The 25854-nt window shown below is 66.6% G+C and carries 17 protein-coding genes; 12 read left to right on the top strand and 5 right to left on the bottom strand.

What is annotated here, in order from left to right; genetic code table 11:
• Nucleotides 1–3 precede the first annotated feature (3 nt).
• The 3 genes from QZ755_RS15035 to QZ755_RS15025 form a co-directional block, all read right to left on the bottom strand.
• A complete protein-coding gene (locus tag QZ755_RS15035) occupies nucleotides 4–2337 on the bottom strand; it encodes a GH92 family glycosyl hydrolase (RefSeq protein ID WP_294324458.1) in 2334 nt (777 codons plus the stop codon).
• Between the two features lie 14 nt (nucleotides 2338–2351).
• On the bottom strand, nucleotides 2352–3260 hold the full coding sequence (locus QZ755_RS15030) for an ROK family protein (RefSeq protein ID WP_294324456.1): 909 nt from the start codon (nucleotides 3258–3260) through the stop codon (nucleotides 2352–2354).
• Nucleotides 3261–3347: 87 nt separating this feature from the next.
• A complete protein-coding gene (locus QZ755_RS15025; RefSeq protein WP_294324455.1) occupies nucleotides 3348–4340 on the bottom strand; it encodes a LacI family DNA-binding transcriptional regulator in 993 nt (330 codons plus the stop codon).
• Nucleotides 4341–4531: 191 nt separating this feature from the next.
• Between QZ755_RS15025 and QZ755_RS15020 the strand changes: the two genes are divergently transcribed.
• From QZ755_RS15020 to QZ755_RS14975, 10 genes are all read left to right on the top strand, one after another.
• Nucleotides 4532–6418 (top strand): sodium:solute symporter family protein, encoded by a 1887-nt coding sequence (locus tag QZ755_RS15020; protein WP_294324453.1) that lies wholly within the window; start codon nucleotides 4532–4534, stop codon nucleotides 6416–6418.
• Complete coding sequence (locus QZ755_RS15015; protein ID WP_294324452.1) at nucleotides 6415–9414, top strand: GH92 family glycosyl hydrolase; 3000 nt, start codon at nucleotides 6415–6417, stop codon at nucleotides 9412–9414. Before QZ755_RS15020 ends, QZ755_RS15015 begins: the two co-directional genes overlap by 4 nt.
• The gene (locus QZ755_RS15010) at nucleotides 9411–11816 is read left to right on the top strand and encodes a glycoside hydrolase family 2 protein (protein ID WP_294324450.1); all 2406 of its coding nucleotides are present in this window, start codon (nucleotides 9411–9413) and stop codon (nucleotides 11814–11816) included. Before QZ755_RS15015 ends, QZ755_RS15010 begins: the two co-directional genes overlap by 4 nt.
• The gene (locus QZ755_RS15005) at nucleotides 11813–13447 is read left to right on the top strand and encodes a hypothetical protein (RefSeq protein ID WP_294324449.1); all 1635 of its coding nucleotides are present in this window, start codon (nucleotides 11813–11815) and stop codon (nucleotides 13445–13447) included. Before QZ755_RS15010 ends, QZ755_RS15005 begins: the two co-directional genes overlap by 4 nt.
• A gap of 138 nt (nucleotides 13448–13585) precedes the next feature.
• Nucleotides 13586–14776, top strand: a complete 1191-nt coding sequence (locus QZ755_RS15000; RefSeq protein ID WP_294324447.1) for a TonB-dependent receptor — start codon at nucleotides 13586–13588, stop codon at nucleotides 14774–14776.
• Between the two features lie 66 nt (nucleotides 14777–14842).
• The gene (locus QZ755_RS14995) at nucleotides 14843–16648 is read left to right on the top strand and encodes a TonB-dependent receptor (protein WP_294324445.1); all 1806 of its coding nucleotides are present in this window, start codon (nucleotides 14843–14845) and stop codon (nucleotides 16646–16648) included.
• Nucleotides 16649–16747: 99 nt separating this feature from the next.
• Entirely contained in the window at nucleotides 16748–18256 is a 1509-nt protein-coding gene (locus QZ755_RS14990; protein WP_294324443.1) for a tryptophan halogenase family protein, read from the top strand.
• 94 nt (nucleotides 18257–18350) lie between these two features.
• On the top strand, nucleotides 18351–19754 hold the full coding sequence (locus tag QZ755_RS14985; protein ID WP_294324497.1) for a glycoside hydrolase family 125 protein: 1404 nt from the start codon (nucleotides 18351–18353) through the stop codon (nucleotides 19752–19754).
• Nucleotides 19755–19810: 56 nt separating this feature from the next.
• Complete coding sequence (locus QZ755_RS14980; protein WP_294324441.1) at nucleotides 19811–20422, top strand: TetR/AcrR family transcriptional regulator; 612 nt, start codon at nucleotides 19811–19813, stop codon at nucleotides 20420–20422.
• Nucleotides 20423–20749: 327 nt separating this feature from the next.
• Nucleotides 20750–21169, top strand: a complete 420-nt coding sequence (locus QZ755_RS14975; protein ID WP_294324440.1) for a hypothetical protein — start codon at nucleotides 20750–20752, stop codon at nucleotides 21167–21169.
• A 9-nt stretch (nucleotides 21170–21178) separates the two neighbouring features.
• Here the strand turns inward: QZ755_RS14975 and QZ755_RS14970 are convergent, their stop codons facing one another.
• Both QZ755_RS14970 and QZ755_RS14965 read right to left on the bottom strand, forming a co-directional pair.
• A complete protein-coding gene (locus QZ755_RS14970; protein WP_294324438.1) occupies nucleotides 21179–22549 on the bottom strand; it encodes a sensor histidine kinase in 1371 nt (456 codons plus the stop codon).
• A complete protein-coding gene (locus QZ755_RS14965) occupies nucleotides 22539–23204 on the bottom strand; it encodes a response regulator transcription factor (RefSeq protein WP_294324437.1) in 666 nt (221 codons plus the stop codon). The genes QZ755_RS14970 and QZ755_RS14965 overlap by 11 nt, the downstream gene beginning before the upstream one ends.
• Before the next feature lie 95 nt (nucleotides 23205–23299).
• On the opposite strand from QZ755_RS14965, the gene QZ755_RS14960 reads away from it, so the two are divergent.
• Together QZ755_RS14960 and QZ755_RS14955 are read left to right on the top strand one after the other, a co-directional pair.
• Nucleotides 23300–24370, top strand: coding sequence for an ABC transporter substrate-binding protein (locus tag QZ755_RS14960; RefSeq protein ID WP_294324435.1), 1071 nt, complete (start codon nucleotides 23300–23302; stop codon nucleotides 24368–24370).
• A complete protein-coding gene (locus tag QZ755_RS14955) occupies nucleotides 24370–25854 on the top strand; it encodes a porin (protein WP_294324431.1) in 1485 nt (494 codons plus the stop codon). The genes QZ755_RS14960 and QZ755_RS14955 overlap by 1 nt, the downstream gene beginning before the upstream one ends.

The raw sequence follows: 25854 nt of genomic DNA, 5'->3' as shown, positions 1-25854 counted from the left end.
GCATCACTGCGCCGCGCGCTGGCTCATCGAATAGGGCGCAGCGGCGGGGCCGGTCGCCCATGCCTTGTTCGGGGTCGGTCCCATCACGAAGCGCAAGGTGCCGCCGGCCAGGATCTCGTCCTGCGAAATCCACGTACGATCGAGCTTGCGCCCGTTGAGCGTCGCCGACTGGATATAGACATTGGCCACGCTGTTGTTCGGTGCCTCGACCACGAAGCGCTTGCCGTTTTCCAGCGCCAGTTCGCTGCGACGGAACAGCGGCGACCCGATGACATATTGGTTCGCGCCCGGAGTGACCGGATAGAAGCCCAGTGCGCTGAACACATACCAGGCCGAGGTCTGGCCGTTATCCTCGTCGCCGGGATAGCCGTCGGGCTGCGCGGCATAGAGGCGGCGCATCACGTTGCGAACGTGCCACTGCGTTTTCCAGGGCGCGCCGGCATAGTCGTAGAGATAGATCATGTGCTGGATCGGCTGGTTGCCATGGGCATAGTTGCCCATGTTCACGATCTGCATCTCGCGGATTTCGTGAATGACCTGCCCGTAATAGCTTTCGTCGAACTTGGGCGGGCTGTCGAACACCTGATCGATCTTTGCGACGAAGGCGCGGTCGCCGCCCATCAGGTCGATCAGGCCCCGCACGTCCTGAAACACCGACCAGCTATAGTGCATCGAGTTACCTTCAGTGAAGGCATCGCCCCATTTCAGCGGGTTGAACGGCGTCTGGAACGTCCCGTCCTGATTGCGGCCGCGCATCCAGCCGACCGTCGGGTCGAACAGCTTGCGGTAATTCTGCGCGCGTGCGCGGAACATCGCGGCGTCGTTCTTTTTGCCCAGTGCCTCGGCCAACCGCGCGATGGTGAAGTCGGCATAGGCATATTCGAGCGTGCGGGCGGCGTTCTCCTTGATGCCGACGTCATAGGGAACGTAGCCTAGGCGGTTGTAATATTCGACGCCTTCGCGCCCGACCGCGCTGATCGTCTTGCCCTCCGCCGATTTCGGGCGGCCGACGCTGGTCGTCGCGTTCTTCAGAATCGCTTCGTACAGCGTTTCGATATCGTAGCCGCGAATGCCCTTGAGATAGGCGTCGGCGATGTTCACCGCCGAGTTCGATCCGATCATCACGTCGCGGTGTCCGGGGCTGGCCCACTCGGGCAGCCAGCCGGATTCGCGGTAGGTGTTGGCAAGGCCCTGCATGATCTCGCCATCGAGCTTGCGCTCCATGATCGTGAACAGCGGAAATACGGCGCGGAACGTGTCCCAGAAGCCGTTGTCGGTGAACATCGGCCCCGGCAACACCTGCCCATTATAGGGGCTGTAGTGAACCATCTTTCCCGCGCGGTCATATTCGTGGAAGCGGCGTGGAAAGAGCTGCGTTCGGTACAGTGCCGAATAGAAGGTGCGCACATTGTCGAGGTCGGGATCGTCGACCTTGTACCGGCCCATTAGCGCGGACCAGGCAGCGCGGGCCTTGGCCTTCGTCGCGTCGAAATCGTCGCGGCCCAGTTCGCGGTCGAGGTTCAGTTGCGCCTGTTCGGCACTGATGAAGGAGGAGGCGACACGGACATTCACCTGTTCGCCCTTGCGCGTCCTGAACCCGACCAGCGCGCCGACGCGCTTGCCTTCGGCCCGTGTCACGCCGCTCTGGCGCTTGAAGCCGTCACCGATCGTGTCGGCAACGGTGAAGTCGTGGTCGAATTCCAGCACGAACCAGTCGCGGAAATTGGCCGGTACGCCGCCGCTATTGTTGCTGGCATAGCCGATGATGCGGCGCTGTTTCGGCAGGATGGTGACCGCCGACCCCTTGTCGAACGCGTCGAGCAGGATCCAGCTCTGATCGCTTTCCGGGAAGGTGAAGCGGAACTGCGCCGCCCGCTCGGTCGGCGCGATCTCGACCGTGGTGTCGTAATCGGCGAGGTAGGCGCTGTAGTAATAGGGGCGAGCGGTTTCCGCCTTGTGCGAATACCACGACGCGCGGTCGGCCTCGGCCAGTTTCGGCGTACCCGTCATCGCCATCAGCGAGAAGGCGCCATAGTCGTTCATCCACGGGCTGGGCTGATGGGTCTGCTTGAAGCCCCACAGCTTGGTATCGCGGTAGCGATAGGCCCAGCCGTCGCCGGCCTTGTTGGTGGTCGGCGTCCAGAAATTCATGCCCCATGGCAGCGCGATCGCCGGATAGGTGTTGCCGTAGGACAGTTCATAGGTCGAATCCGTCCCCATCAGCGGGTTGACCAGATCGACCAAATCGGCGCGCTGGTCCTGCGCCACGCCGGGGGTGAGGGGAGCGAGGATCAGCGCCAGCGCGGTGGCGGGGGCGGTCAGGCGGGGCAGGGCCATGCGGCGGTCCTCTCTCAACGGGTCGGCAGGTGGTGGCGGGCGCGGTCCCAGAATGTCGCGTCGAACGTCCGGGCGGCGCCGATGATGGCGGCGTCCTCGGTATCGGCATGGACCGCGATATGGGTGGTGGGCAGGTGCTGGCGAAGCACCGGGCCGAACAGGTCGAACGCGCCGCAGATGCGACCGCCGAGCATGACGGTTCCGGCGCCGAAGCGATCGACCCAGGGCGAAAGGATCGTGCCGAGATTGTCGCCATAATCGGCAAAGATCGTAGCGGCGGTTTCGTTGCCGGCGCGGGCCGCGTCGGCGGCGGCGACAACCGTGTCGATACCGTCCAGCCGCTGTGCGATGCGCGCGGTCAGCCAGCGGGCAGAGACATGATCGTCGGCGATGCCTTCCCGAAAGGGCAGGTGCCAGAGCGAGCCGTGCGGCGGTACGTCGTCACCGTCGATCGCGGGTATGCCGTCGCGCAGGAACGCCGATCCTAATCCGGTGCCCAGCGTCACGCCGACGACATTGCCCCGTGCCGGCGTTGCGCCGATCGCGACGCAGCCGACCGCAAAGGCGGTGGCGTCGTTGAGGAAGCGGACCGGGCGGGGATGGCGCAACGTTTCGGCCAGCGCCTGCGCGACATCGACGCCGTACAGCGCGGCGAATTTCCCGTTCCCTTCGAAATAGGCGATGCCGGCGGTGTAGTCGAACGAGCCGGGCATCGCGATGCCGATGCCGCGCACCTGATCCGGGCCGACCCGCTCGACCACGGCGTCGATCGCCCCGGCCCATGCCGCGATCAACGTAGCGCGGTTGTCACTCGGGGCGCAGGCAACGTGTTGAAAGGTGTCGGCGACGAGTGCGCCGGGCGCATCCTGCGCAATGGCTGCTGCTGCGACATGATGTCCGCCAATGTCCACCCCGACGATCATCGGCACCCGCTCTCCCCCCGTTCGGCGCGACGGGTTCGTCGTCGCCTGCCGGGGCCGTGTAATCCATTACATCGATCAAAACCAACCCTAATTTGCGGTTGCGCTGCTTTGCCGGACGATGAGTTCGTGGGACAGGATATGGACGGTATCGTCGGCGGCCTTGCCCTCGATCCGGTCGATCAGGATTTCGCACGCCTTGGCGCCCATCGCTTCGGCCGGCTGGGCGATGGTGGTGAGCGACGGGGTGGAGTGCGCCGCGAAGCTGATGTCGTCGAACCCGGTGATCGCCAGGTCGTGCGGCACCCGAAGCCCTCGCGCGGTGGCGGATTGAATCGCGCCGATCGCCATTTCGTCGTTCATGCTGAAGATCGCAGTCGGGCGGTTCGGCAGCATCAGGAACTCGTTCGCCGCTGCAGCGCCCGACCCCATCGACCAATCACCGAAGCGGACCAACGCCGGATCGAACGCGATCCCGGCGGCTTCCAGTGCGGCGCGATAGCCCTTCATCCGGTCGACCGCGTGCGGGTTGGCAGCGGGGCCGCTGATCGTCGCTATGCGGCGATGGCCGGCGGCGATCAGGTGGTCGGCCATTTCCCGCGCCGCGCCGGCATTGTCGATGCGGACCGACGGTGCCTGGGTGAGTTCGCAACCGCAGGCATGGACGATCGGATAGCTCGCCGCCCGTTGCCGCGCATTGAAGCCATAGTCGGGCGACAGCTGGATCACACCATCGGCGAGGCGGGTTTCGACCAGCTGTTCATAATGCGCCTCCCGGTCGCGGGAATCGCGCGTGTCGCCCAGAAATACCGAATAGCCGCGTCGCCACGCGATCGATTCGATGCCGGCAGTCACATTGGCAAAGAACGGGTTGGCGATGCCCGGCACCAGCACCAGCACCGAAAAGGACCGGTCGGAGCGCAGGTTGCGTGCCAGCAGGTTCGGCCGGTAATCGACCGCCTCGACCGCCGCCATCACGCGGGCGCGGGTCGCCTCCGTCACCTTTTCCGGGGTGCGCAGCGCGCGCGACACGGTGGCGGTCGACAGGCCCGCCGCGTTCGCGACATCGATGATACTGCTCATTGCCCCTACTCCCCGGCCTATCGTTCTGCCAACCGCCGGTTCCAAGTCAAGCGGGCGGGCAGGAAGAGCGCGATAGCGCCGGCGAACCATGTAATCCATTACATTATTCGCTTGCGAGGGCGGTCGATGCTGCCTAGGCTTGGTCCCGACAAAGCGGTCCCGTTGCGGAGCCGGTACAGGGGGAGGGCGGCGTGGCGCCGATCGACGGGCTGATCGTGCTCGCATATCTCGTGGCGACGCTGGCGATCGCGCTGAAGGTGCGCGCGCGCGCCGCCGAGAGCATCGACAGCTATTATCTCGGCAACAAGCGGATGCCCTGGTATCTGCTGTGCCTGTCCGACGCGTCCGGCATGTTCGATATTTCGGGCACGATGTGGCTGTCGACGCTGCTGTTCCTGTACGGGATGAAGAGCATCTGGCTGCCATGGTTGTGGCCGGTGTTCAACCAGGTGTTCCTGATGGCGTATCTTGCCGTGTGGCTGCGGCGGTCGAATGTGCGGTCGGGGGCGGAGTGGATCCTGTTCCGTTTCGGCGACAATCGCGGCAGTCGCTTGTCGCATCTGTCGGTCGTGCTGTTCTCGGTCATCTGCGTCGTCGGGTTCCTGGTCTATGCGTTCGTCGGCATCGGCAAGTTCATGGAATTGTTCCTGCCGTGGGAGGCGATCGGCCCGGCGCTGGGACTGACGCTCAGCCCGGCGCAGGTGCCGGTCGCCTATGCGGTGTTCTTCACCACCCTGGTCACGGTCTATGTCGTGTTGGGCGGACTGCCGGGCATCGTGTGGACCGATGTGCTGCAATTCGGGATCATGACGCTGGCGGCGTTTTTCGTTGCCGGCATGGCGATGACGATGGTGACCCCGGCGCAGATCGCCGCCGCCACCCCGGCAGGGTGGATGAGTCCCGGCTTCGGCTGGCATCTGGGGCTGGACTGGAGCGCGATCCGGCCGGAGGCGGCGGCGAAGATTGCGGGCGACGGCTATGAACTGTTCACCGCGCTGATGATGATGATGCTGTTCTCCGGCATCCTGAAGAGCGCCGCCGGTCCCGCGCCCAGCTACGACATGCAGCGCGTGCTGGCGACGCGATCCCCGCGCGATGCGGCGAAGGTGACCGGCTTCGTATCGGTGGTGCTGATGCCGATCCGGTACCTGATGATCGCCGGGTTCACCGTGCTGGCGCTGGTGTTCGTCGACCGGCTGGACCTGGCATCGGGCGGCAAGGTTGATTTCGAGAATCTGCTGCCCGCCGCGATTCAGGCGTTCATGCCCGCGGGCGTGCGCGGGGTCATCATTACCGGGCTGCTGGCGGCGTTCATGGCGACCTTTGCCTCCAGCCTGAACGCGGCGCCGCTCTACATCGTCAACGACGTGTACCGGCGGTACGTGAACCCGGATGCGTCGCAGCGGCTGCTGGTACGGCTGAGCTATGCCGTGTCGGTCGCGGTCGTGCTGCTGGCGATGGGGATCGGGCTGTTCGTCGCGTCGATCAACGATGCGCTGCAGTGGATCGTGTCGGGGCTGTGGGGCGGGTACACCGTGTCCAACGTCATCAAATGGTATTGGTGGCGCTTCAACGGCGAAGGCTATTTCGCCGGCATGGTGGCGGGCATCGCCTGTTCGCTCAGCTTCCCGTTCGTGTTCGGGCCGCTGCTGCCGCAGGCGGGGGCGATCCTGCCGCTGTACCTGTTCCCGCTCATCATCCTCGTGTCGGGCGCGGTGGCGATCGGGGCCAGCCTGATGACGAGGCCGACCGATCCGGCGGTGCTGCTGGGCTTCTACAGGCAGGTGCGGCCATGGGGCTTCTGGAGGCCGGTGCAGGCGCTGTTGCAGGCGGAGAACCCGGCGGCACAGCCCAATCGCGAGCTGCCGCGCAACGCCTTCAACATCGTGGTCGGCACGCTGATGCAGACCGCCCTGGTCGCGACGCCGGTGTTCCTGGTGGTCAAGAATTTCGCCGCGATGGCCGCGTGCCTGATCGTGGTGATCGTGTGTGGAGGAATTTTGTGGCGGACCTGGTATCGGCGTCTGGCCGACTGGCCCGAGGATATGGCCGACGGCCCGGCGGAGCCCGCGGCGTGAGGTGGTTCGCAGGCGCAATGCTACTGGCGCTGGCGGTGCCCGCCTTGGCACAGGAGGCGGACGATCCGGTTGCGTGGGTCGATCCGATGATCGGCACCGATGGCGACGGCCATGTCTTTCCCGGCGCGACGCTGCCGTTCGGGATGGTGCAGCTCAGCCCGTCGAACAGCCGCGACGGATGGAAATGGACCTCGGGCTATCATTACAGCGACACCGTGATCGACGGGTTCGCACACACCCATATCAGCGGGGCGGGGCTGGGGGCGCTGGGCGACATCCTGTTGATGCCGACCCGAGTGGCGGGCACGGCAATGGGTGCGCTCAACAAACCCGGCGCCGGCTATCGCTCGCGCTTTTCGCATGATCGGGAACAGGCGCAGGCGGGCTATTACCGGGTCCACCTCGACGATGCCGATGTCGATGTCGAACTGACCGCGACGCTGCGCACCGGTTTCCACCGCTACCGCTTCAACGGAACGGGCGAGCGTTATGTCGTGATTGATCCGATCCATGCGGTCGGCGACGACCATGCGCTGGAAAGCGGGATCGAGATCGTGTCGGAACGTGAAATCCGCGGCTGGCGGCGCACGATCGGATCGTCGGCCGGGGCGCGGACGGTCTATTTCGTGGCGCGCTTCTCGCAGCCGTTTGCTGCGGCACAACTGACCGAAGCCGACCGGCCGGTTGCCGGGCGGGCGGGCAAGGGCGCAGCGCGGCGAACCTATGTCCGGTTCGGCAAGGATGTCGGGCAGGTCGAGGTAGCGGTGGCGATCTCCCACGCTTCGGCGGAAGGGGCGCTCGCCAATTTTCGGGCCGAGGCCGAGGGCAAGGACTTCGACACGGTGCGGCGCGCGGCGCGGGCGGCGTGGGCGACGCGGCTGTCGGCGATCCGTATCACGGAGCCGGATGCGGCCAAGAAGCGCATCTTCTACACCGCCAGCTATCACGCCGCGATCGCCCCGAACCTGGTGTCGGACGTGACAGGCGACTACCGCGTCGAGGGGCGGGTGCTGCGGTCGAACATCCCGCAGTTCAGCAATTTTTCGAACTGGGACACCTATCGCGCGGTCCACCCGCTGCTGACCATCGTCGACCCGGCACAGGCCGGCGGAATCGTCGCCAGCATGGTGTCGCGCCACCGCGATGCCGCCCTGATCCTGCCCAGCTGGGAAGCGGTCGGCCATGATAACCGGGTGATGATCGGCTATCCGATCGTGTCGATCATTGCCGATGCGGTCATAAAGGGGCTGCCGGGGGTCGATCCGGCCAGCGCCTATGCCGCGATCCGGGCGAGCGCGTTCGATCGGACGAAGCACAGCAACGTCTATGACCTGAACGGCATGGACGGCTATCTGCGCTATGGTTTCGTCCCCGCCGATGTCGCCAGTTCTGTGTCGAAGACGACCGAGCAGAATTACGAGGACTGGACGATCGGACAGGTCGCGGCGAAGCTCGGCCGTGCCGACGACGCCACGCTGTTTGCCGAGCGTGCGACCGGGTGGCGGCAATTATACGACCCGGCCAGTGGCTGGCTGTTGCCGATGCTGGCCGATGGCCGGTTCGCGCCGATGCGGCGGGACGATTGGGGTGACCTCAATCGCAACTATGTCTCCGGAAACATCTGGGCCTATTCCGCCTATACCCCGCACGACATGGCGGCGGCGATCCGGCTGCATGGCGGGCGCAAAGCCTATGGCGACTGGTTAGAGCGCATCTTTCGCGACACCACGCCGATCGGGGGCGAGCAGCATGTCGATCTGTCGGGGTTCGTCGGCCGCTATGGCCATGGCGACGAGCCGGGGCATCAGATGCCGTACCTCTTCAACCTCGCCGGACAGCCGGGGCGGACGCAATATTATGTGAACCGCGTCGTGCGCGAAATGTATTCGGATCGGCCGGGCGGGTTGGTCAATAATGACGATCTGGGCCAGATGTCGGCGTGGTATGTGTTCAGTACGCTGGGGTTCTACCCGGTCGCGCCCGGTGACCTGACCTATCAGATCGGCGCACCCTATCACCGCCGCGCGACGATGCGCCTGCCGGGCGGGCGGAGCTTCACCGTCGAGGCAGAGCGGCTGTCGGCGCGCAATATCTATGTCCAGTCGGCGACGTTGAACGGGCAGCCTCTGACCAGGACCTATCTGACGCACGCGCAGTTGCTGGCCGGCGGCACGCTGCGCTTCGTAATGGGTTCGCAGCCGTCGCGCTGGGGCAGTCGGCCGGAGGATAGCAGTCTCGGCGCGTTCGACGACCGGGCACCGGTGTCGGTGACGCAGCGTGCGCCCTGGGTACCCTATGATCCGGTCGAGGACCCACGCTTTGCCGTGACGCGCGACGTGACGCTGCGGACGGCGGGCGGTGCGATCCGCTATACGCGGGACGGCGGCGAGCCGACGCCGCGCTCGACCCGCTATGCCGCGCCAGTGCGGATCGACCGCGACACGGTGATCCGCGCCGCCGCGTTCGATGCGAAGCTCGGGCGCAGCACGACGCTGGAGCGGCACTATGTTCGCAGCCTGCTGAAAGGGCTGGCCCCCGGTTTCCCGCGCATCTCGTTGGCGGAGGATGGCATCGGTTACGGTGCGAAGGACGGCGCGATGCTGATCGACGGGATCGTCGGCGGGCAGGCCTATGGCGACAAACGCTGGACCGGGCGCGTGGGCGACATCACCGCGACCATCGACCTCGGCGCACCGAAGCCCGCGCGCATCCTGACCATCGGCTATCTCGACGATGCGATGAACGGCATCATGCCGCCGCGCCGGTTCGAGGTGCTGGCCGGCGACGATCCGGCCCGCCTGACCCCGATCGCGACGCGCGACGTCGCCCCGTGGCGCGGGGTGACCCAGACGGTCGAGCGTATCGCCATCCCGCTGCCGGGACGCCCCTATCGCCATTACCGCGTCCGTGCGGTCGCCTGGGGCGACATGCCCGCTTCCCTCAAGCCGCGGGGCAAGCCGGCCTGGCTGTTCCTCGACGAGATCAACCTGCAATGATGCCTGCCACGACCCGCCGCACGCTCGACAGCGGCTGGACCTTTCGCCAGTTCGGGGAGGAGGCATGGCTGCCGGCGCAGGTGCCGGGGTCGAACTTCACCGATCTGTGGCGCGCGGGGCTGATCGAGGACCCGTATCATCGCGACGCAGAGCCGCGCCTCCAATGGATCGAGCGGGCGGATTGGGAATATCGCTGCACCTTCGACGTGACCGCCGACGAACTGACGGGCGACAGCGTGGCGCTGGTGTTCGATGGCCTCGACACGCTGTGCGACGTGCGGTTGAACGGGACGGAGCTGTTGTCGAGCGACAATATGTTCCGGTCGCACCGGGTCGAGGTGCGCGACCGGCTGCGCGTCGGCGCCAACGAACTGGCGCTGCAGTTCCGCTCGCCCGTACGCTACGGCGAAGCGCGGCAGGCGGCGGACGGCTTCACCTATCCGGCGGAAAACGACAAGACCGCCGTCCATGCCAGCGTCTACGTGCGGAAAGCGCCCTATCATTTCGGCTGGGACTGGGGGCCGAAATATGTGCCGTCGGGCGTGTGGCGGTCGGTGTGGCTGGACGTGGTGCGGCGCGGGCGGATCGTCGACGTGCAGTACCGGATCGAAGCGTTGAGCGAGGAACAGGCCATCGTCGCGTTCGACGTCGAGGTCGAAGGCGCGGGCGAGGTCGAGATCAGCTGTGACGTGGCCGGTATCGCGCCGGTGCGCGGTACGACGGCGCGGGTGGTGATCGACAACCCGCATCTGTGGTGGCCGAACGGGTTGGGTGAGGCGTTCCTCTATCGCTTCACCGCGACGCTCCACGACGATGCCGGCGTCATCGACCGGGCAAGCGCCCGCGTCGGGTTGCGCACCATCCGCGTGCGCAACGAACCGGATGTGATCGGCGAATGTTTCGAGATCGAGGTGAACGGCCGCCGCACCTTCATGAAGGGCGCGAACTATATCCCGTCTGACAGCTTCCTCGAGCGCGTGACGCCGGAACGCTACCGCCAGTTGTTCCGCGATGCGGTCGACGCCAACATGAACATGCTGCGGGTATGGGGTGGCGGAACCTATGAAAGCGACCTGTTCCACGACCTAGCCGACGAACATGGCATCCTGATCTGGCAGGATTTCATGTTCAGCTGCACGCTGTATCCGTCCGACCCGGCGTTCCTGGCGAACGTCTCGGAGGAGGCACGCCAGCAGATACGGCGGCTGCGGCGGCATCCCTCGCTGGCGCTGTGGTGCGGCAATAACGAGGTGTCGCTGGGCATTGCGCACTGGAACTGGCCGACGACCTTCGGCTATCCGGCCGACCTGTTCGAACGGCTGGTCGCGGCAAATCGCGACCTGTTCGAACGGCTGCTGCCCGATCTGGTCGCGCAGCATGACCCGGAGCGCTTCTACCTGCCGTCGTCACCCATCGGCTTCTGGAACGATCCTACCGACGATCGCCGCGGCGACAATCATTATTGGGGCGTGTGGCATGGCGAGGAGCCGCTGAGCGCCTATGCGGAGCGCGTGCCGCGCTTCATGAGCGAGTACGGCTTCCAGTCCTATCCCGACATCGCCTCGGTCGAGCGCTTCACCGATCCCGCCGACCGCGTGGTGGGGTCGGCGGTGCTGGCGCTGCATCAGAAGCATCCGCGCGGCGACGCGATCATCGGGCGGTTCCTGCGCCACCATTATGGCGAACCGCGCGACTTCGCCGCCTTCTGCACGCTCAGCCAGCTGACCCAGGCGGATGGATTGCGCATCGCGTTCGAGGCGCATCGCCGGGCAATGCCGCGCTGCATGGGATCGCTCTACTGGCAGTTCAACGACTGTTTCCCGGCGATCTCGTGGTCGAGCATCGATCATTATGGCCGGTGGAAGGCGCTGCATTATCAGGCGGCGCGGTCATTCGCGCCACTGATCCTGTCGGCGGAGCCGGTGGGCGACGGATTTGCGATCCACGCGGTGTCGGACCTGCTCGATCCGATCGTGGCGGATCTGGTGGTCGAGCTGCTCGATTTCGACGGCACGGTGCGCTGGAAGATGGTCGAGCAGGTCACGGTGGCCGAGAACAGCGCCGCTATCGTCGCGCGGGTTCCCGCCGCGACAGGCGATGTGCTGGTCAGCCGGATCGTCGGCGCTTCAGGGGAACGCGCCCGCGACGTGCGGATGGTGCGCGATGCGACCGCCTGTCGGCTGCCCGATCCGGGGCTGTCGGTGCGGGCCGAGGATGGCGCCGTCGTGGTGCGCGCGGAGAGGTTCGCACGGGCGGTCAAGATTGCGGTCGATGCAGCTAACCTTTCCGACAATTATTTCGACCTGTTGCCGGGCGAGGAACGGCGGGTGACCCTGCGCGAGGGACGGTTGGCCGAGGATGCGCCGGTCGCGGTCGCCAGCCTGGTCGACTGGATCGCATGAGAGGAGCGCTCGCCGCCGTCGCGCTGCTGGCGTCCGCCCCGGCGGCGGCGCAGGGTGCGCCACTGTCGCTGACCATCGACGAGCTGCTGCGCTGGACCCCGGACGGGCGGACGGCTGACAGCGGCAATGTCGCGCGCGTGCCGGTGGTGCCGCGGTTTATCGCCAAGCCGCTGCGGCGGGGGGCGGCGATCGATCCGCAGGTGCGCGTCCTGTACGCCCCGGACGGGATGAACGACCTGGGCGGGCATCGCGGGCGGCTGTCGCGGTTCAACGGCTATGTCTTTACCCATTGGCCGCAGATCGACATCCTCGCCTGGTTCGCGGGCACGGCGGATCGCGGCATCAACCTGCCGTCGCGCGGCTGGGTGGAGGCGGCGCATCGCAACGGTGTGGAGGTGATCGGCACGGTGTTCTTCGCGCCCGTCGCATGGGGCGGGTCGCCCGAAACGGTCGCGTCCTTTCTGCGCCGCGATGCGCAGGGGCATTTCCCGGCGGCACGACAGCTGGTGCGCATCGCGCGATATTATGGCTTTGACGGCTGGTTCGTGAATGCCGAAACCGCCGAAGCGGACGGCGCGGCGATGATCGACTTCATGGTCGAACTGCGCGCGGTCGCACCGGCGGGCATGAGGGTCCATTGGTACGACGCGCTGCTGCCCGATGGTCGCGTCCGGTGGCAGAATGCGCTGACCCCGGCCAATGCCCGCTTTCTGCAGGACGGAACGCGACGCACGGCGGATGCGATGTTCCTCAATTACGACTGGACGCGGGCGGGACTGGCCGAAGGTGCGGCGCTGGCCGAGCGCATGGGCCGCAGCCGTTACGACGTGTTCATCGGCGCCGATCTGTGGCCGGCGCGCGATGCCCAGCCGGCGTTCCGCAACGGCGGCTGGCTGGACGCGCTGCGCGCGCGGCCGGGTGGGCGAGCCTATGGATCGATCGCGCTGTTCGCGCCGCATTTCGGCTATAGCTGGCCGGGGGATGCCCGCACGCCACGCTTCAGCGATTTCGATCGCGACCCGCGCGATGTCGTCCGTTTCTATGATGCCGAACGTCGCCTGTTCGCGGGTGACGATCGCAATCTGGCGACAACGGGGGGCAAGGGCTGGCCGGGCATCGCATCGCTGGCGCCGACCAGGGGGCTGATCCCCGCCTTGCCCTTCATCACCCGCTTCAACATCGGTCATGGGCGGGTGGAGGCGCGGCGGGGCGTCGTGGTCGGCGGTCCGTGGCACGACATGGCGCGACAGGATACGCTGCCGACCTGGCAGTTCGCGACGCTGGGGGGGCGAAAGGTCGCGGTCAATTATGATTTCGACGCGCCGTTCGACGGCGGATCGTCGCTGCGCATTGCGCCTCAGGAAACAGGCGGGCGGGTGGAGGTGCCGCTCTACGCCCTGCGTCTGAATCGGGCGGCCACGGTGACGGCGGTCACGCGGGGCGGGTCAGGCTATGCCGTGCGGGTCGGGCGTTCGAGCCGGTCCGTCGCAACAGGCCCCGGATGGCAGCAGACCCGCTGGTGCGTGCGGCCGGCCGTGGGGGAGGTGCGCCTGTCGGTCCTCGTCCGGCCCGACGCCCGCAGCCCGCTGAACGTCGGTCAACTTGCGATCGAACCCGGCTGCCGGGATTAGAAAGACTCTTGACATATTCGCCATGCAACGTGCATGTAATCGATTACATCATCGATAGTTCGAATCGGCATCAGACCGGGCGAACGCGCAACAGCGAGGCGGGCGGCCAAGGCCGTCGCCTGAAAAGGGGAGGACGGGATGAAGAATTTTCGGATGGGCGGGCGCGTTCGCGCGGGGCTGATGACCGGTGTCGCGGTCGCCGGCATGATCGGGTTCGCCGGTATGGCCCAGGCGCAGGCGACGGTCGGGGCCGATCCGGTCGCGACCGACGCGCCGGTGACGACGGCCGATGAGGGGCAGGGCGATGGTGAAATCCTCGTCACCGGCTATCGTTCGTCGATCGACCGCAACCTGCGCGACAAGCGTAATTCCGCGGCCGTGGTCGAGGTCATCACCGCCGAGGACATCAGCAAATTCCCCGACCGCAACGTCGCCGACGCGCTTCAGCGCGTGCCGGGCGTCGTCATCACCCGTGATGGTGGCGAAGGACGCACGGTCAGCGTGCGCGGCCTGCAACCCGACCTGACGCTGACGTTGCTCAACGGCAACTATATCGCGTCGTCGGAAACGAACAGCGAGGCGACGCGCTCGTTCAACTTCCTGCTGATGCCGTCCAACCTGCTGGGCAAGGCGGAGCTGTTCAAGTCGTCGGAAGCACGCATCGATGAAGGCGGCATCGGCGGCACGGTGATCCTGCACACCCGCCGCCCGCTCGACCTGCCGGCATGGTCGGGATTCCTGACGGCCGAGGGCACCTATGCCGACACGACCAAGGGTGTGGACCCGCAGGTTTCCGGCCAGCTGTCGTGGAAGAACAAGGACGAGACGTTCGGCGTGCTGGTCAGTGCGACGTGGCAGAAGCGCCAGACGCGCACCATGAGCGCCACGACCGAGGATTGGTTGTGGTATGACCAGAACCCGTCGCGCAGCGGTGTCGACGTCAACGGCACGCCGTTTTCGCCGCAGCCCAGCGAATGGTGGGGCCAGTCGGGCTTCAACGACCAGAATGGCCGGCTGTATTCGGGCTTCTTCATGCCGACCGCGGTCAATTTCGGCATCCGCGACGAAAACCGCGAACGGTTGGGCATCCAGGCGACGGCGCAGTGGCGGCCGACCGACGCGCTGACGCTGACCGCGAATTATTTCCGGTTCAACCTGACCGGCGACTACGTCAACAATTCGCTGAAGATTCCGGAATGGAACATCGCGCGCTATGCCGGCGACGGCAACTGGGCGGGCGGGCGGCTGCTCGACAAGCTGACCTTCGACCCGAGCGGGACGATCGTGACCGGGGCGCAGTTCAGCCTTGTCAACGGCAAGAAATATTAGTGCAGCGAGGCCGAGGCGGCGGCGGGCGGCCAGCGCCCCGGCGGCTGGGGTCCGGACGACTGTACCGTGCCGACGCCGCAGCTGACCGGCGGCTACAGCCGGGAAGAAGCGCTGTCGCAGACCGCCGATTTCGAGGCGGAGTATAAGAGCGACAACTTCGTCGGTGCCATCAAGCTCGGCCGCACGTGGTCCGAAGGCGGTCCGTCGATCAACTTCCGCATGTCGGCCAAGCCGCGCGTGGCAGTGAACGGTGCCTATCAGCCCGGCAACCGCTTCAGCGCGTGGGACCTGACCGGCACCCCGACCATGACCTTCTCGCCCGACCTGCAGGATCGCATCCTGGGCGGGCTGGCCGAGATCGACGTGGGGTCGACAGATTCGTCGTGGATCAACACGCGTATCTCGCAATATTACGGCCAGGCCGACGGCACGTGGCTGATCTCCAACGGCGCATTCGATTCGCTGCAGTTCGGCGTGAAGTATCGCGACGGTACGGTCCATCGCAATACCGGCAACACCATCTGGAATTGTCCGGGGACGACCACGCGCTATCAGCAGTGCGACACGACGGCGAGCACCGCGCGGCCCGAATTCTTCCTGTCGAACCCGATCACCAATATTCCCGGCGGGTTTGCCGCGAACGTGTTCCCCGGCATCAACTTCACCAACTATCTGAGCTATCTCGACGATCGCTACGGCGGGTCGGTGCGGTTCGAGGAGCCGGACTTCATCTACAATGTGGGGGAGAAGATCTGGTCGGGCTATCTCCAGGCCAATATCAAGAGCGACCGGTTGCGCGGCAACTGGGGCGTGCGGCTGGTCCATACCAGGCAGCGCGCGGAATCGACCGATGCGGTCGAACGCTTCCTCGATTATTTCGCCGATGGTCCCGATGGCCGCCCGCTCGCCTGTACGCCGGGCGCCGCGAACCAGATTTGCGAGAGCGGCTTCGTCCGTGCCGAGGTGCGGCAGAAGACGTTCGAGCTGAACACGCTGGAAAAGACCTATACCGATGTCCTGCCCAGCCTGAACCTCGCGTTCGACGCCACGTCGAACCTGGTCGTGCGCGGCGCGGTGGCAAAGGTCATCGCACGGCCGGCGTTCACCAACCTTGCCTTCCCCGGCGCACTGAACTTCGTGTCGGAGGAATATAGCAGCGACCGTGTGGCGGGCGGCGGCACCAGCCAGCCCGGATGGACCGGCAGCGGGTCGAACAAGGACCTGGAAGCGTTCCAGGCGTGGCAGTACGACATCGGCCTCGAATGGTATTACCATCGCGGATCGGTCATCGGCGTCGGCCTGTTCCGCAAGGACGTGAAGAACTTCGTCGTACCGGTGTCGCAGGATCAGGCGGTGACGATCGGCGGCGAAACGGTCAATGTCCGCAACTTCTCGACCCAGGCCAACGGGCAGGACGGTGTTTCGCAGGGCATCGAATTCTATGCCCAGCATACGTTCGATTTCGGGGTGGGGTATCAGGCCAACCTGACCTTCAACGACACGAACCTTGCCGCCGTCGTGCTGAACGGACGGGAGATCGCCAAGTCGCCGCTGGTCGGCAGCGCCAAGAACCAGGCGAACTTCACGCTGTTCTATGAAAACGACAAGTTCCTAGCCCGCGCATCGTACAACCGCCGGGGCGAGGTGGTGAACGGGACGCACAACCAGCTGACCATCTACACCGAACCCTATGAGCAGGTGGATTTGAACGTCGCCTACAACCTGACGCCGCAACTGGTGCTGTCGGCTTCGGTGCTGAACCTCACCAAGTCGGAACTGCGCCAGCATCTGGGCGACGATACGAAGGCGCGTTTCTGGACCAACGGCTATTCGGGCCGCATCCTGTTCGCCGGCGCGACCTTCAAATTCTGAAGGATCGGTCCCGTACGCCTCTCGCGTACGGGACCGATTTCGCCGATAGGACGCTCCGATACGTCCCCGATCGCCGCGTGTAACGGAGCTTCAGGCCGCATGACCGACAACCGCATCCGTTCGATCGTCGTGCTGGGCGGCGGTAGCGCGGGCTGGATGGCGGCCGCGGCGCTCGCCACCTATCTGGGGCGCGCCGTGTCGGTGCGGCTGGTCGAATCTGAAGAGGTCGGCATCGTCGGCGTGGGGGAATCGAGCGTCCCCCATATGAAGACGTTCAACAGCGAGACGCTGGGCATCGACGAACGCGAGTTCGTGATGCGCACCCATGCCACCTTCAAGCTCGGCATCCGCTTCACCGACTGGGGCCGGGTCGGCGACAGCTATATCCATGGTTTCGGCACGATCGGGCAGGGGCTGGGGCCGCTGCCGTTCCACCAGTTGTGGCTACGCCGGTTCCTCGCCGGCAAGGCCGCGCCGCTCGGCGACTATTCGCTCCAGACCGTGGCCGCCCCCGCCGGCCGGTTCCAGTGGGACGGCCCGGCGGGCACGCCGTTGTCCGACATCGCCTATGCCTATCATCTCGACGCCGTGCTGTACGCGCGGTTCCTGCGCGAACTGGCCGAACGACGCGGGGTCGAGCGGATCGGGGGAAAGGTCGTCGGCGTCGAACAACAGGGTGAGAACGGCCATGTCGCCGCGATCACGTTGGCCGATGGCCGGCGGGTCGAGGGCGAGTTCTTCATCGACTGTTCGGGGTTTCGCGGGGTTCTGATCGAACAGACGCTCAAGACCGGCTATCTCGACTGGCGCCACTGGCTGCCGTGCGACCGGGCGTTCGCGGTGCCGTCGGAGACAGTCGGCCCGCCGATGCCCTATACCGAAGCGGCGGCAAGGGACTCCGGCTGGCAATGGCGCATCCCGTTGCAGCATCGGGTCGGCAACGGCCATGTCTATTCCAGCGCGTATGAAAGCGATGAACAGGCGATCGCGACGCTGCTGGGTACGCTGCAGGGACAGGCGCTCGATGTGCCGCGCCAGCTGCGCTTCACGGCGGGGCGGCGGGCCATGGCGTGGAACGGCAATGTGGTGGCACTGGGCCTTGCCGCCGGGTTCCTCGAACCGTTGGAATCGACCGGCATCTATCTGGCGCAGGCGGGTATCCGGCGGCTGCTGGGGCTGTTTCCGGGACGCGATTTCGACCCCGGACTGGCCGAGCGGTTCAACCGCGAGACGGCGTTCGAATATGAGCGCACGCGCGACTTCCTGGTGCTGCATTACAAGGCGACGACGCGCGACGACACGCCGTTCTGGCGCTATTGCCGGACGATGGACGTGCCCGATCCCCTGCGCGAGGCGATGGCGCTGTTCCGCGCCGATGGCCGCTATTTCCGCAACGGCGAGGATTTCTTCGCGCTGCCCAGCTGGGTACAGGTGATGATCGGACAGGGGATCATTCCCGCCGACTACCACCCGATCGTCGATGCCATGCCCGAAGGACATCTCGACCAGTATCTGGCGCGGGTGCGGGGGGAGATCGCGCAGGCGGTCGCCACCATGCCGCCGCACCACCAGTTCATCGACCATCATTGCCGGGCAAAGGTCGCCTGACCGTCCCCGGCGCACTATCAACGGAGAATACCCCATGCCGACCGATCGCCGCACGTTGATGACGCAGGGCGCACTGCTGGGCGCAGGGCTGGCGATGGGCGGTGTCGCGCCGCTGGCACGGGCTGCGGACAAGACGGCGTATCCCAGCAAGCGCCCGGCGCCCGCCGATCGCCGCTTCGTGAGCAAGGCGGTTGAGCAGGAGATCGCGCGCGTCAGCCGGATGATCGCCGATCCCGAACTCGCATGGCTGTTCGCCAACGCCTATCCCAACACGCTCGACACCACGGTGCGGATGGGGACGGTCGACGGAAAGCCCGACAGCTTCGTCATTACCGGCGACATTCCCTGCCTGTGGCTGCGCGATTCGGCGGCGCAGGTGAAGTCGTACCTGCATCTCGCGCCCAAGGATGCGAAGCTGCGCGAGCTGTTCCGCGGCCTGATCGCGCGGCACGCCCGCAGCGTGCTGATCGATCCCTATGCCAATGCCTTCATGGAAGACCCGACGGCGAAGACGTCGCTCGAATGGGCGAAGGTCGACGAGACCGAGATGAAGCCGGGCGTCGCGGAACGGAAGTGGGAGATCGATTCGCTCTGCTATTCGATTCGGCTCAGCTACGGCTATTGGACCACCACCCGCGACGCCGCACCGTTCGATGCGACCTGGGCAGAGGCGATGCGTGCGATCGTGCGCACCTTCCGCGAACAGCAGCGCAAGGATGGGCCGGGGCCGTACAAGTTCCAGCGCGCCAGCCGCCAGCCGACCGAGACGCTGCTCGCCGGATACGGCGCCCCGACGCGCAAGAACGGCATGATCCATTCCGGTTTTCGCCCGTCGGACGATGCCTGCCAGTATCCGCTGTTCGTACCGGCCAATATGTTCGCGGTGACGACGCTGCGCGAAATGGCGCAGGTCGCCAATGAAGCACGCAAGGACAGCGCCCTCGCCAATGACGCGACCGCGCTGGCGAACGAGGTCGCCGCCGCCGTGGCGCAGCACGGAACGATGCGGCTGCCCGACGGCAGCGACGTGTGGGCCTATGAAGTCGACGGTTTCGGCAATACGATCTTCATGGACGATGCGAATGTGCCCTCGCTCTCCAGCCTCGCCTGGCTGGGCTGCGTGTCGCCGACCGACGCGCGGTGGCAGCGCACGGCGGCGGCGGCGTGGAGCGAAGCGAACCCGTGGTTCTTCAAGGGCAAGGCCGGCGAGGGGATCGGCGGCCCGCATCAGGGGATGGACTATATCTGGCCGATGTCCCTGATCGTGCGCGGGCTGACCGCCACCGACGACGCGACCATCCTGAAATGCCTCGCAACGCTCAAGCGCACCCATGCCGGCACCGGCTTTATCCACGAGGCGTTCGAAAAGGACGATCCGGCCAAGTTCACCCGCGACTGGTTCGCCTGGGCCAATGGCCTGTTCGGCGAATTCGTCCTGCACCTTGCCGCCACCCGTCCGCAGCTGCTGAAGGCGCCGCTGGACCGCATCGCCGTCTGACAGGGGAGCGCATGGGGGCTTGTCCACGCGACGGAAAGGAATATGTACCAGCCGTTATGGAAAAGACCGTCACGGCCACCGCCAAGGGCCGCCCCAGAGAATTCTGCACCGACCGGGCGCTGGCAGCAGCGCTCGGCGTCTTCTGGTCCAAGGGCTATGAAGGCGCGTCGATGGCCGACCTGACCGACGCGATGGGGATTACCAAGCCCAGCCTGTATGCCGCATTCGGCAACAAGGAGGCGCTGTTCCACAAGGCGCTTGACCTCTACGAGGCCGAGAAGCTGGAATATATGCGCAAGGCATTGCAGCAGCCGACTGCGCGCGGCGTGGCGGAACATATCCTGCGCGGCGCGATCGATGCACAGACCAGCAGCTGCGATCCCAAGGGGTGCCTGGGCGTCATCAGCATGAATGCGTGCGGCGCCGAGGCGCAATCGATCAAGGCCGATGTCATGCAGCGCCGCGCATCGTCGCACGCCGCGCTGGTCGAACGGTTCGAGCAGGCCAAGCGCGACGGCGACCTGCCCGAAACCGTCGATATCGCCGGCCTGACCGGTTATCTCTTCGCGATCCTGCAGGGGATGGCGGTACAGGCCGGATCGGGCGCGACGCGTGCCGATCTGGAGCGTGTGGCCGCCACCAGCCTGATGATGTGGCCAGGACGATAGTATATTCTACCGACCGGTATAAAAGTCGTTGACGACTCGTTTCGCTGTTAATATACCGGTCAGTATAGAAGGGGTGGCCGACGTGACCGCCTCCGGCTTTCGCAAGGATGCCGATATGCCCGAACCTGCTTTCCGCGCGTCGTCCCGGTAACCCGGCGGCACGCGCCACCCATTTTTCATCGTCGACAGACCTGCCCCCGCCCGGCGACCGTGCCGTGGGGAGCGATGGTCTGCGTCCATCTATTCGGCGTCACCCGCAAGGGGCCTTGGCGGCGGCACGATGTTGCCTGCCGGGCGAGGGGTGCTGCCGCAAACGGGAGGAACTTCATGGCCTATCTTCATTTCTCCAGCGACCCGATCCTGTCGCCCTTCATCGGCGCCGACGTCATGGCGCCGGATGCCAGCCCCAAGAAGGCCGCCGCGACCGGGCTGACCGCGCTCGAATGGTCGGTCGTCGCGCTGGCGCAGGGCGATCGGCTGTCGTCGCTGCGCGAACCGTCGCCACTGTCGGTCGCGCTGGGCCGGGTGTTCGGGCGGGGCGGGCGCTCGCCCAATCTTGCCGATCCCCGGCTGGAGGCGCTGCGGCGGATGGCGGTGCTGAGCTGGCATCGCGGTTTTGCGGTGCCGACGCATGAACTGACGGCGTTCCTGCGCGCCGGCTTCACCATCGATCAATATGAGGCGATGGTGTCGAGCATCGGCGCGGCTGCGTCGGAGGGGCAGGCGAAACGCCGGTTCCGCGCCTGAACGGCCCGTCTATCCCGCGAACAGCAGCGTCACGCGCAGCCCCGGCCGGTTGTCGGCGACCGCGATCGACAGCCCCAGCCGCTGCGCGGCGGAGCGGACGATCGCGAAGCCCAGCCCGCTGCCCTCGCTCCCCTGACTGCTCGACAGGCGGGTGAAGCGATTGCCAAGCTGTTCGAGATCGGCGGCGGGCAGGCCCGGTCCGTCATCGGCGACGGTGACCGCGACCCCGTCCGCCGTCGTCGCCACCGCGATCACCACGCGGCCGCCGCGCCGGTTATAGCGGATCGCATTGTCGAGCAGGTTCGACAGGATTTCGAACAGCAAGGTGCGATGGCTCTGGACGCTCGGCGCATGGTCGGCGTCCAGATCGACCTCGACCCCCGCCTCGATCGCCTGCGCGATGCGGCGGTTGAGGACGGCGATGGCCAGTGGGCGTAGGTCGACCGGTTCGAACGGTGGGGCGGTACCGGCTTCTTCGGCGCGGGCGAGGGCGAGCAACTGCTTGACCAGATGTTCCAGTCGGTCGGCGGCATCGGCGATCTCGCCCAGCGCCGCCGGATCGCCGCGCCGGGCCAGCGTTACCTGTAACTTCAATACCGCCAGCGGGGTGCGCATCTGGTGCGAAGCATCGGCGGTGAAGCGGCGCATCCCGGCGGTCGCGCTGTCCAGCCGGGCGAGCAGGTGGTCGAACGCCTGCGCCAGCGGTCGCAGCTCGACCGGCAACGGCCCGGTGGCGAGCGGCGACAGATCGGGCGTGGCGCGGGTGTCGCGCGCCGCGACCACGCCGCGCAGGCGGGAGAGGGGGCGCAGGCTCCAGCCGAGTGCCGGGCGGATCAACAGCATCGCGACGCCCACCAGCGCGATTTCGCCGAGGATCAGCGCCAGCAACAGCCGGCGTTGCAGCGCGTGGCGACCGTCCAGCGTCTCGGCCACCTGCACGATCACCGGCTGGCCGATGCGCGGCAGCGAGCGGCGGACCTCGGCGATGCGGATCGGCTGGTGGCGGTAGCTGGCGTCGCGAAAGCGGGGAGTGTCTAGCGCGAGGTCGGCGATGCGCGGCGGCGACAGGTCGGCATAGCCGGTCAGCAGCCTATTCCCAACCGCGATCCGGTAATACACATTATCGCGCTCGCTATTCTCCAGCATCCCGAATGCGGCCGGGGGCAGGTCCATCGTCACCTCGCCCGCCTCCACCTGCACCGTTTCGGCGATTGCGCCCAGCGCGCCGCCCAGCACCCGGTCGTTCGTCCGCCGCACGACATCGGCGATCAGCGCCGCACCCGCGACCCCCAGCAGGACGGCGATGGCAAGCATCGGCGCCAGCATCGCGGCGAGCAACCGCGTGCGCAGCGCCGGGGCGCGACCGGGATCAACCGGCATCGAGCAGATAGCCGACGCCGCGCACCGTCCGGATCGCCGGTCCGTCGGGGGCGAGCTTGCCGCGCAGCCGGGTGATGTTCACCTCGATCGCATTCGGGCCGACCGGATCGTCATAGCCGAACACTTCGCTTTGCAGCGTTTCGCGCGGCACGATTTGCCCGGCGCGGGTGGCCAGCGCGTCCAGCACCGCCCATTCGCGCCGCCGGAGGTCCAGTGTCCGCCCGCCAACCTGCGCCTGACCGGTCGATCGGTTCAGCGATAGCGAACCGATGACCAGTTCGGGCACCGGATCGCCGCCCCGCCGACGGCCGAGCGCGCGGATGCGGGCCTCCAGCTCCTCGGGTGCGAAGGGTTTGCGCAGATAATCGTCGGCACCGAGGTCGAGGCCGCGTACCCGATCGTCCAGCGCGTCGCGTGCCGTCAGCATCAGTACCGGCACGCGGTCGCCGCGTTTGCGCAATGCCTGCAGCACCTGGAACCCGTCCAGATCGGGCAGGCCGACATCCAGCACGACCAGCGCATAGGGCTCGGTCGCCAGTACCATCAGCGCATCCTCGCCGCCGCCGACATGATCGACCGCATGACCGGCCCCGCGCAGCAGCGCCACGATACTGCGTGCCAGCGGTGCATCGTCCTCGACGATCAGGATTCGCATCGGAACCGCGCGCGGTGAAAGGCGGGTGACAGGTTCGGTTTGTACGACATGCTGCGAGCTTACCCGAACCCAGATGCGGGAAGCGAGAGGACCTGATGAAAGCTTTTACGATCCTGTTGGCGATCCTGATCGGATATGCGGTGCCGGCCACGGCGCAGCGGCCGGCGGGGTACCCGCGCTCCTATGACGCGCTGGTCGATGCCGCGCGGGCGGAACGGGTCGTGCGCGTCTATGGCAATGCCGATGCCGCTGCGATGGCGCCGCTGATCGCGGTGTTCCAGCGGACCTATCCCGGTGTCACCGTGCGTTACGAAGACCTCGAGTCGCGCGAAATCTATCGCCGGGTCGTCGTCGAGGCGCGCAGCGGCCGGCCGGGCGCCGACCTGGTCTGGTCGTCGGGCATGGATCTGCAGGCGAAGCTCATCAACGACGGCTATGCGCAGGCCTATCAAAGCCCCGAGAAACCGGCGCTGCCGTCGAACGCCGTGTGGAAGAATATGGGCTATGGCGTCACCGCCGAACCGGTCGCCTTCGTCTATAATCGCCGCCTGATCCCCGCCGGGCGCGTGCCGCGTACGCATGAGGCGTTCGAGACATTGCTGCGCGCGGGCCGCGTGCCGCTGACGGGCAAGGTCGCGACCTACGATCCGGCGCGATCGAACGTCGGCTATCTCTATCTGACCGAGGATTATGCGATCACCCGCGACACGCGGTCGCTGGTGCAGGCGATGGCGGCGACGCGGCCGTGGCTGTCGCCGACCACCGAGCCGATGCTGGAAGCGGTGGCGGATGGCCGGATCGCCATCGCGTATAATGTCGTCGGCCCCTATGCGCTGGCCGCCGCGAAGCGCGATCCCCGGATCGGGGTCGTGTTCCCGCGCGACTATACTCTTATCGCCTCGCGCGTCGCGTTCATCGCCCGCGATGCGCAGCGCCCGGCGGCGGCCAAGCTCTTCCTCGATTTCCTGCTGTCGCAGGGTGGCCAGACGCTGCTGGCGAAGCAATGGCTGCTGCCGGTGCGCAGCGACATCCGCGCACCGCGCCTGTCCACCGAGCAACAGCGACCGATCCGCGTCGGCCCCGGCCTGCTCGTCAATCTCGATACGATCAAGCGTCGGCGGTTCCTCGCCGAATGGCGCGCGATCCTGACCCAAGGAACCAAGTGATGACGTTGTTTCGTAGCGGTTGCGCGATCGCGGCGCTGATCTGCGCCACCCCGGCATTGGCGCAGGCGCCGACCCAGGAAGAACTGGCCGCGCTGGTGAAGGCGCAGGCCGAAGAGATTGCGGCATTGCGCACCCGGCTCGACCGGCTGGAGGGGGCGCAGGTTGCCGCCGCCCAGCCAGCGCCCGCGACCGCGCCGGTTGCGGTGGCACAGGCCCCCGTACCGGTTCCGTCGCAGACCGGGCGCAACGTCACCAGCCCGTTCGCGCCGCAGCTGGTGCCGCCCGGTCCGGCCGAGCGCGACGTGGCGCAGGCGCGGCAGGCCAATGCGGCGGGCGTCACCACCGAATGGGGCGCGGGCCTGCCCGTGTTCCACTCGGCCGACGGCATCTACACCTTCAAGCCGCGCGGTCGCATCCTGACCGATGTGAGCTCGACCTTCGGGTCCGACTATGCCGGCCGCAACATCACCACGACGGGGATGCGCGCGCTGCGCCTCGGCCTCGAAGGCGGGGTGGGGACGCATTTCTTCTACCAGTTCGAAAGTGATTTTTCGGAGAATCAGGTCGACATCGTCACCGCGTTCATCGGCTGGCGCAACCGGATCGCGCCGGGCCTCGATTACGACGTCCGCGCCGGCCACCTGTTCAACGATCGCGGGTTCGAAGGGTCGACAGGATCGGATTCGACGCCGTTCATGGAACGCACCGTGGTGTCGACCGCGATCATCCCGCAGCGCGGATTCTATGGCGTCGGCATCATGCCGCGCCTGTTCTGGAAGACAGGCCACGCATCGCTGACCGTTACCGGCGACCGGATCGACGGCAACCAGTCGGGCAACGACAGCCGCACCGTGCTGGCCCGCGCGCACTGGAACCCGATCAAGACCGGCAACAGCGTCCTGCATCTGGGCGCATGGGGGTTCGACGAGGGGCTGGCGGCGGGTGCCACGACGCTGACCCGCAACACGGTGATCGGCGGGCGCTTCAACGGCGCGCTGCGCGTGTCGTCGGGGACGCTGACCGGCGGGACCGGCACTACCGGCTATGGCCTCGAACTCGGCGGCTATGTCGGCCCGGTGTGGCTGATGGGCGAGGCGGGGCAGCGGCACGCGCGGCTCGACGCCGGCCGCCCCGATTTCGTCAGCAAGGCATGGAGCCTGTCGGGGGGCTGGTTCGTCACCGGCGACCTGCCGCCGTACAACCCGCGGCTGGGCAGTTTCGGCCAGCCCAAGGTGCTGCGCCCGATCTTCGAAGGCGGGCCGGGCGCGATCGAGCTGACCGCGCGCTACGAAAATCTCGACTATTCCGACCTGCTGACCGGCGGGCAGGGCTGGGCCGCGACGCTAGGGGCCAACTGGTATCTCAACAGCTTCACCCGGTTCCAGTTCAACGTCGTCCATTGGAACACCGACAACCGTGCCGGCGCCTTTGTCGGCCCCGATGACGGGCAGACCGTCATGACCCGCGTCGCCGTCACCTTCTGA

It is taken from the genome of uncultured Sphingomonas sp., assembly GCF_913776855.1.
Lineage (GTDB): Bacteria > Pseudomonadota > Alphaproteobacteria > Sphingomonadales > Sphingomonadaceae > Sphingomonas.
The sequence above is the reverse complement of the archived record's forward strand: the minus strand, read 5'-3'. Positions and strand labels throughout refer to the sequence as shown.

Excerpts from the sequence above, each read along its gene's own strand:
- QZ755_RS14980 (WP_294324441.1), top strand. The coding sequence starts at position 19,811 with ATGGAAAAGACCGTCACGGCCACCGCCAAGGGCCGCCCCAGAGAATTC.
- QZ755_RS15000 (WP_294324447.1), top strand. The coding sequence starts at position 13,586 with ATGAAGAATTTTCGGATGGGCGGGCGCGTTCGCGCGGGGCTGATGACC.
- QZ755_RS15025 (WP_294324455.1), bottom strand. The coding sequence starts at position 4,340 with ATGAGCAGTATCATCGATGTCGCGAACGCGGCGGGCCTGTCGACCGCC.
- QZ755_RS15005 (WP_294324449.1), top strand. The coding sequence starts at position 11,813 with ATGAGAGGAGCGCTCGCCGCCGTCGCGCTGCTGGCGTCCGCCCCGGCG.
- QZ755_RS14970 (WP_294324438.1), bottom strand. The coding sequence starts at position 22,549 with ATGCCGGTTGATCCCGGTCGCGCCCCGGCGCTGCGCACGCGGTTGCTC.
- QZ755_RS14955 (WP_294324431.1), top strand. The coding sequence starts at position 24,370 with ATGACGTTGTTTCGTAGCGGTTGCGCGATCGCGGCGCTGATCTGCGCC.
- QZ755_RS15010 (WP_294324450.1), top strand. The coding sequence starts at position 9,411 with ATGATGCCTGCCACGACCCGCCGCACGCTCGACAGCGGCTGGACCTTT.
- QZ755_RS14965 (WP_294324437.1), bottom strand. The coding sequence starts at position 23,204 with ATGCGAATCCTGATCGTCGAGGACGATGCACCGCTGGCACGCAGTATC.
- QZ755_RS14960 (WP_294324435.1), top strand. The coding sequence starts at position 23,300 with ATGAAAGCTTTTACGATCCTGTTGGCGATCCTGATCGGATATGCGGTG.
- QZ755_RS14975 (WP_294324440.1), top strand. The coding sequence starts at position 20,750 with ATGGCCTATCTTCATTTCTCCAGCGACCCGATCCTGTCGCCCTTCATC.
- QZ755_RS14985 (WP_294324497.1), top strand. The coding sequence starts at position 18,351 with ATGGGCGGTGTCGCGCCGCTGGCACGGGCTGCGGACAAGACGGCGTAT.
- QZ755_RS14990 (WP_294324443.1), top strand. The coding sequence starts at position 16,748 with ATGACCGACAACCGCATCCGTTCGATCGTCGTGCTGGGCGGCGGTAGC.
- QZ755_RS15035 (WP_294324458.1), bottom strand. The coding sequence starts at position 2,337 with ATGGCCCTGCCCCGCCTGACCGCCCCCGCCACCGCGCTGGCGCTGATC.
- QZ755_RS15030 (WP_294324456.1), bottom strand. The coding sequence starts at position 3,260 with ATGATCGTCGGGGTGGACATTGGCGGACATCATGTCGCAGCAGCAGCC.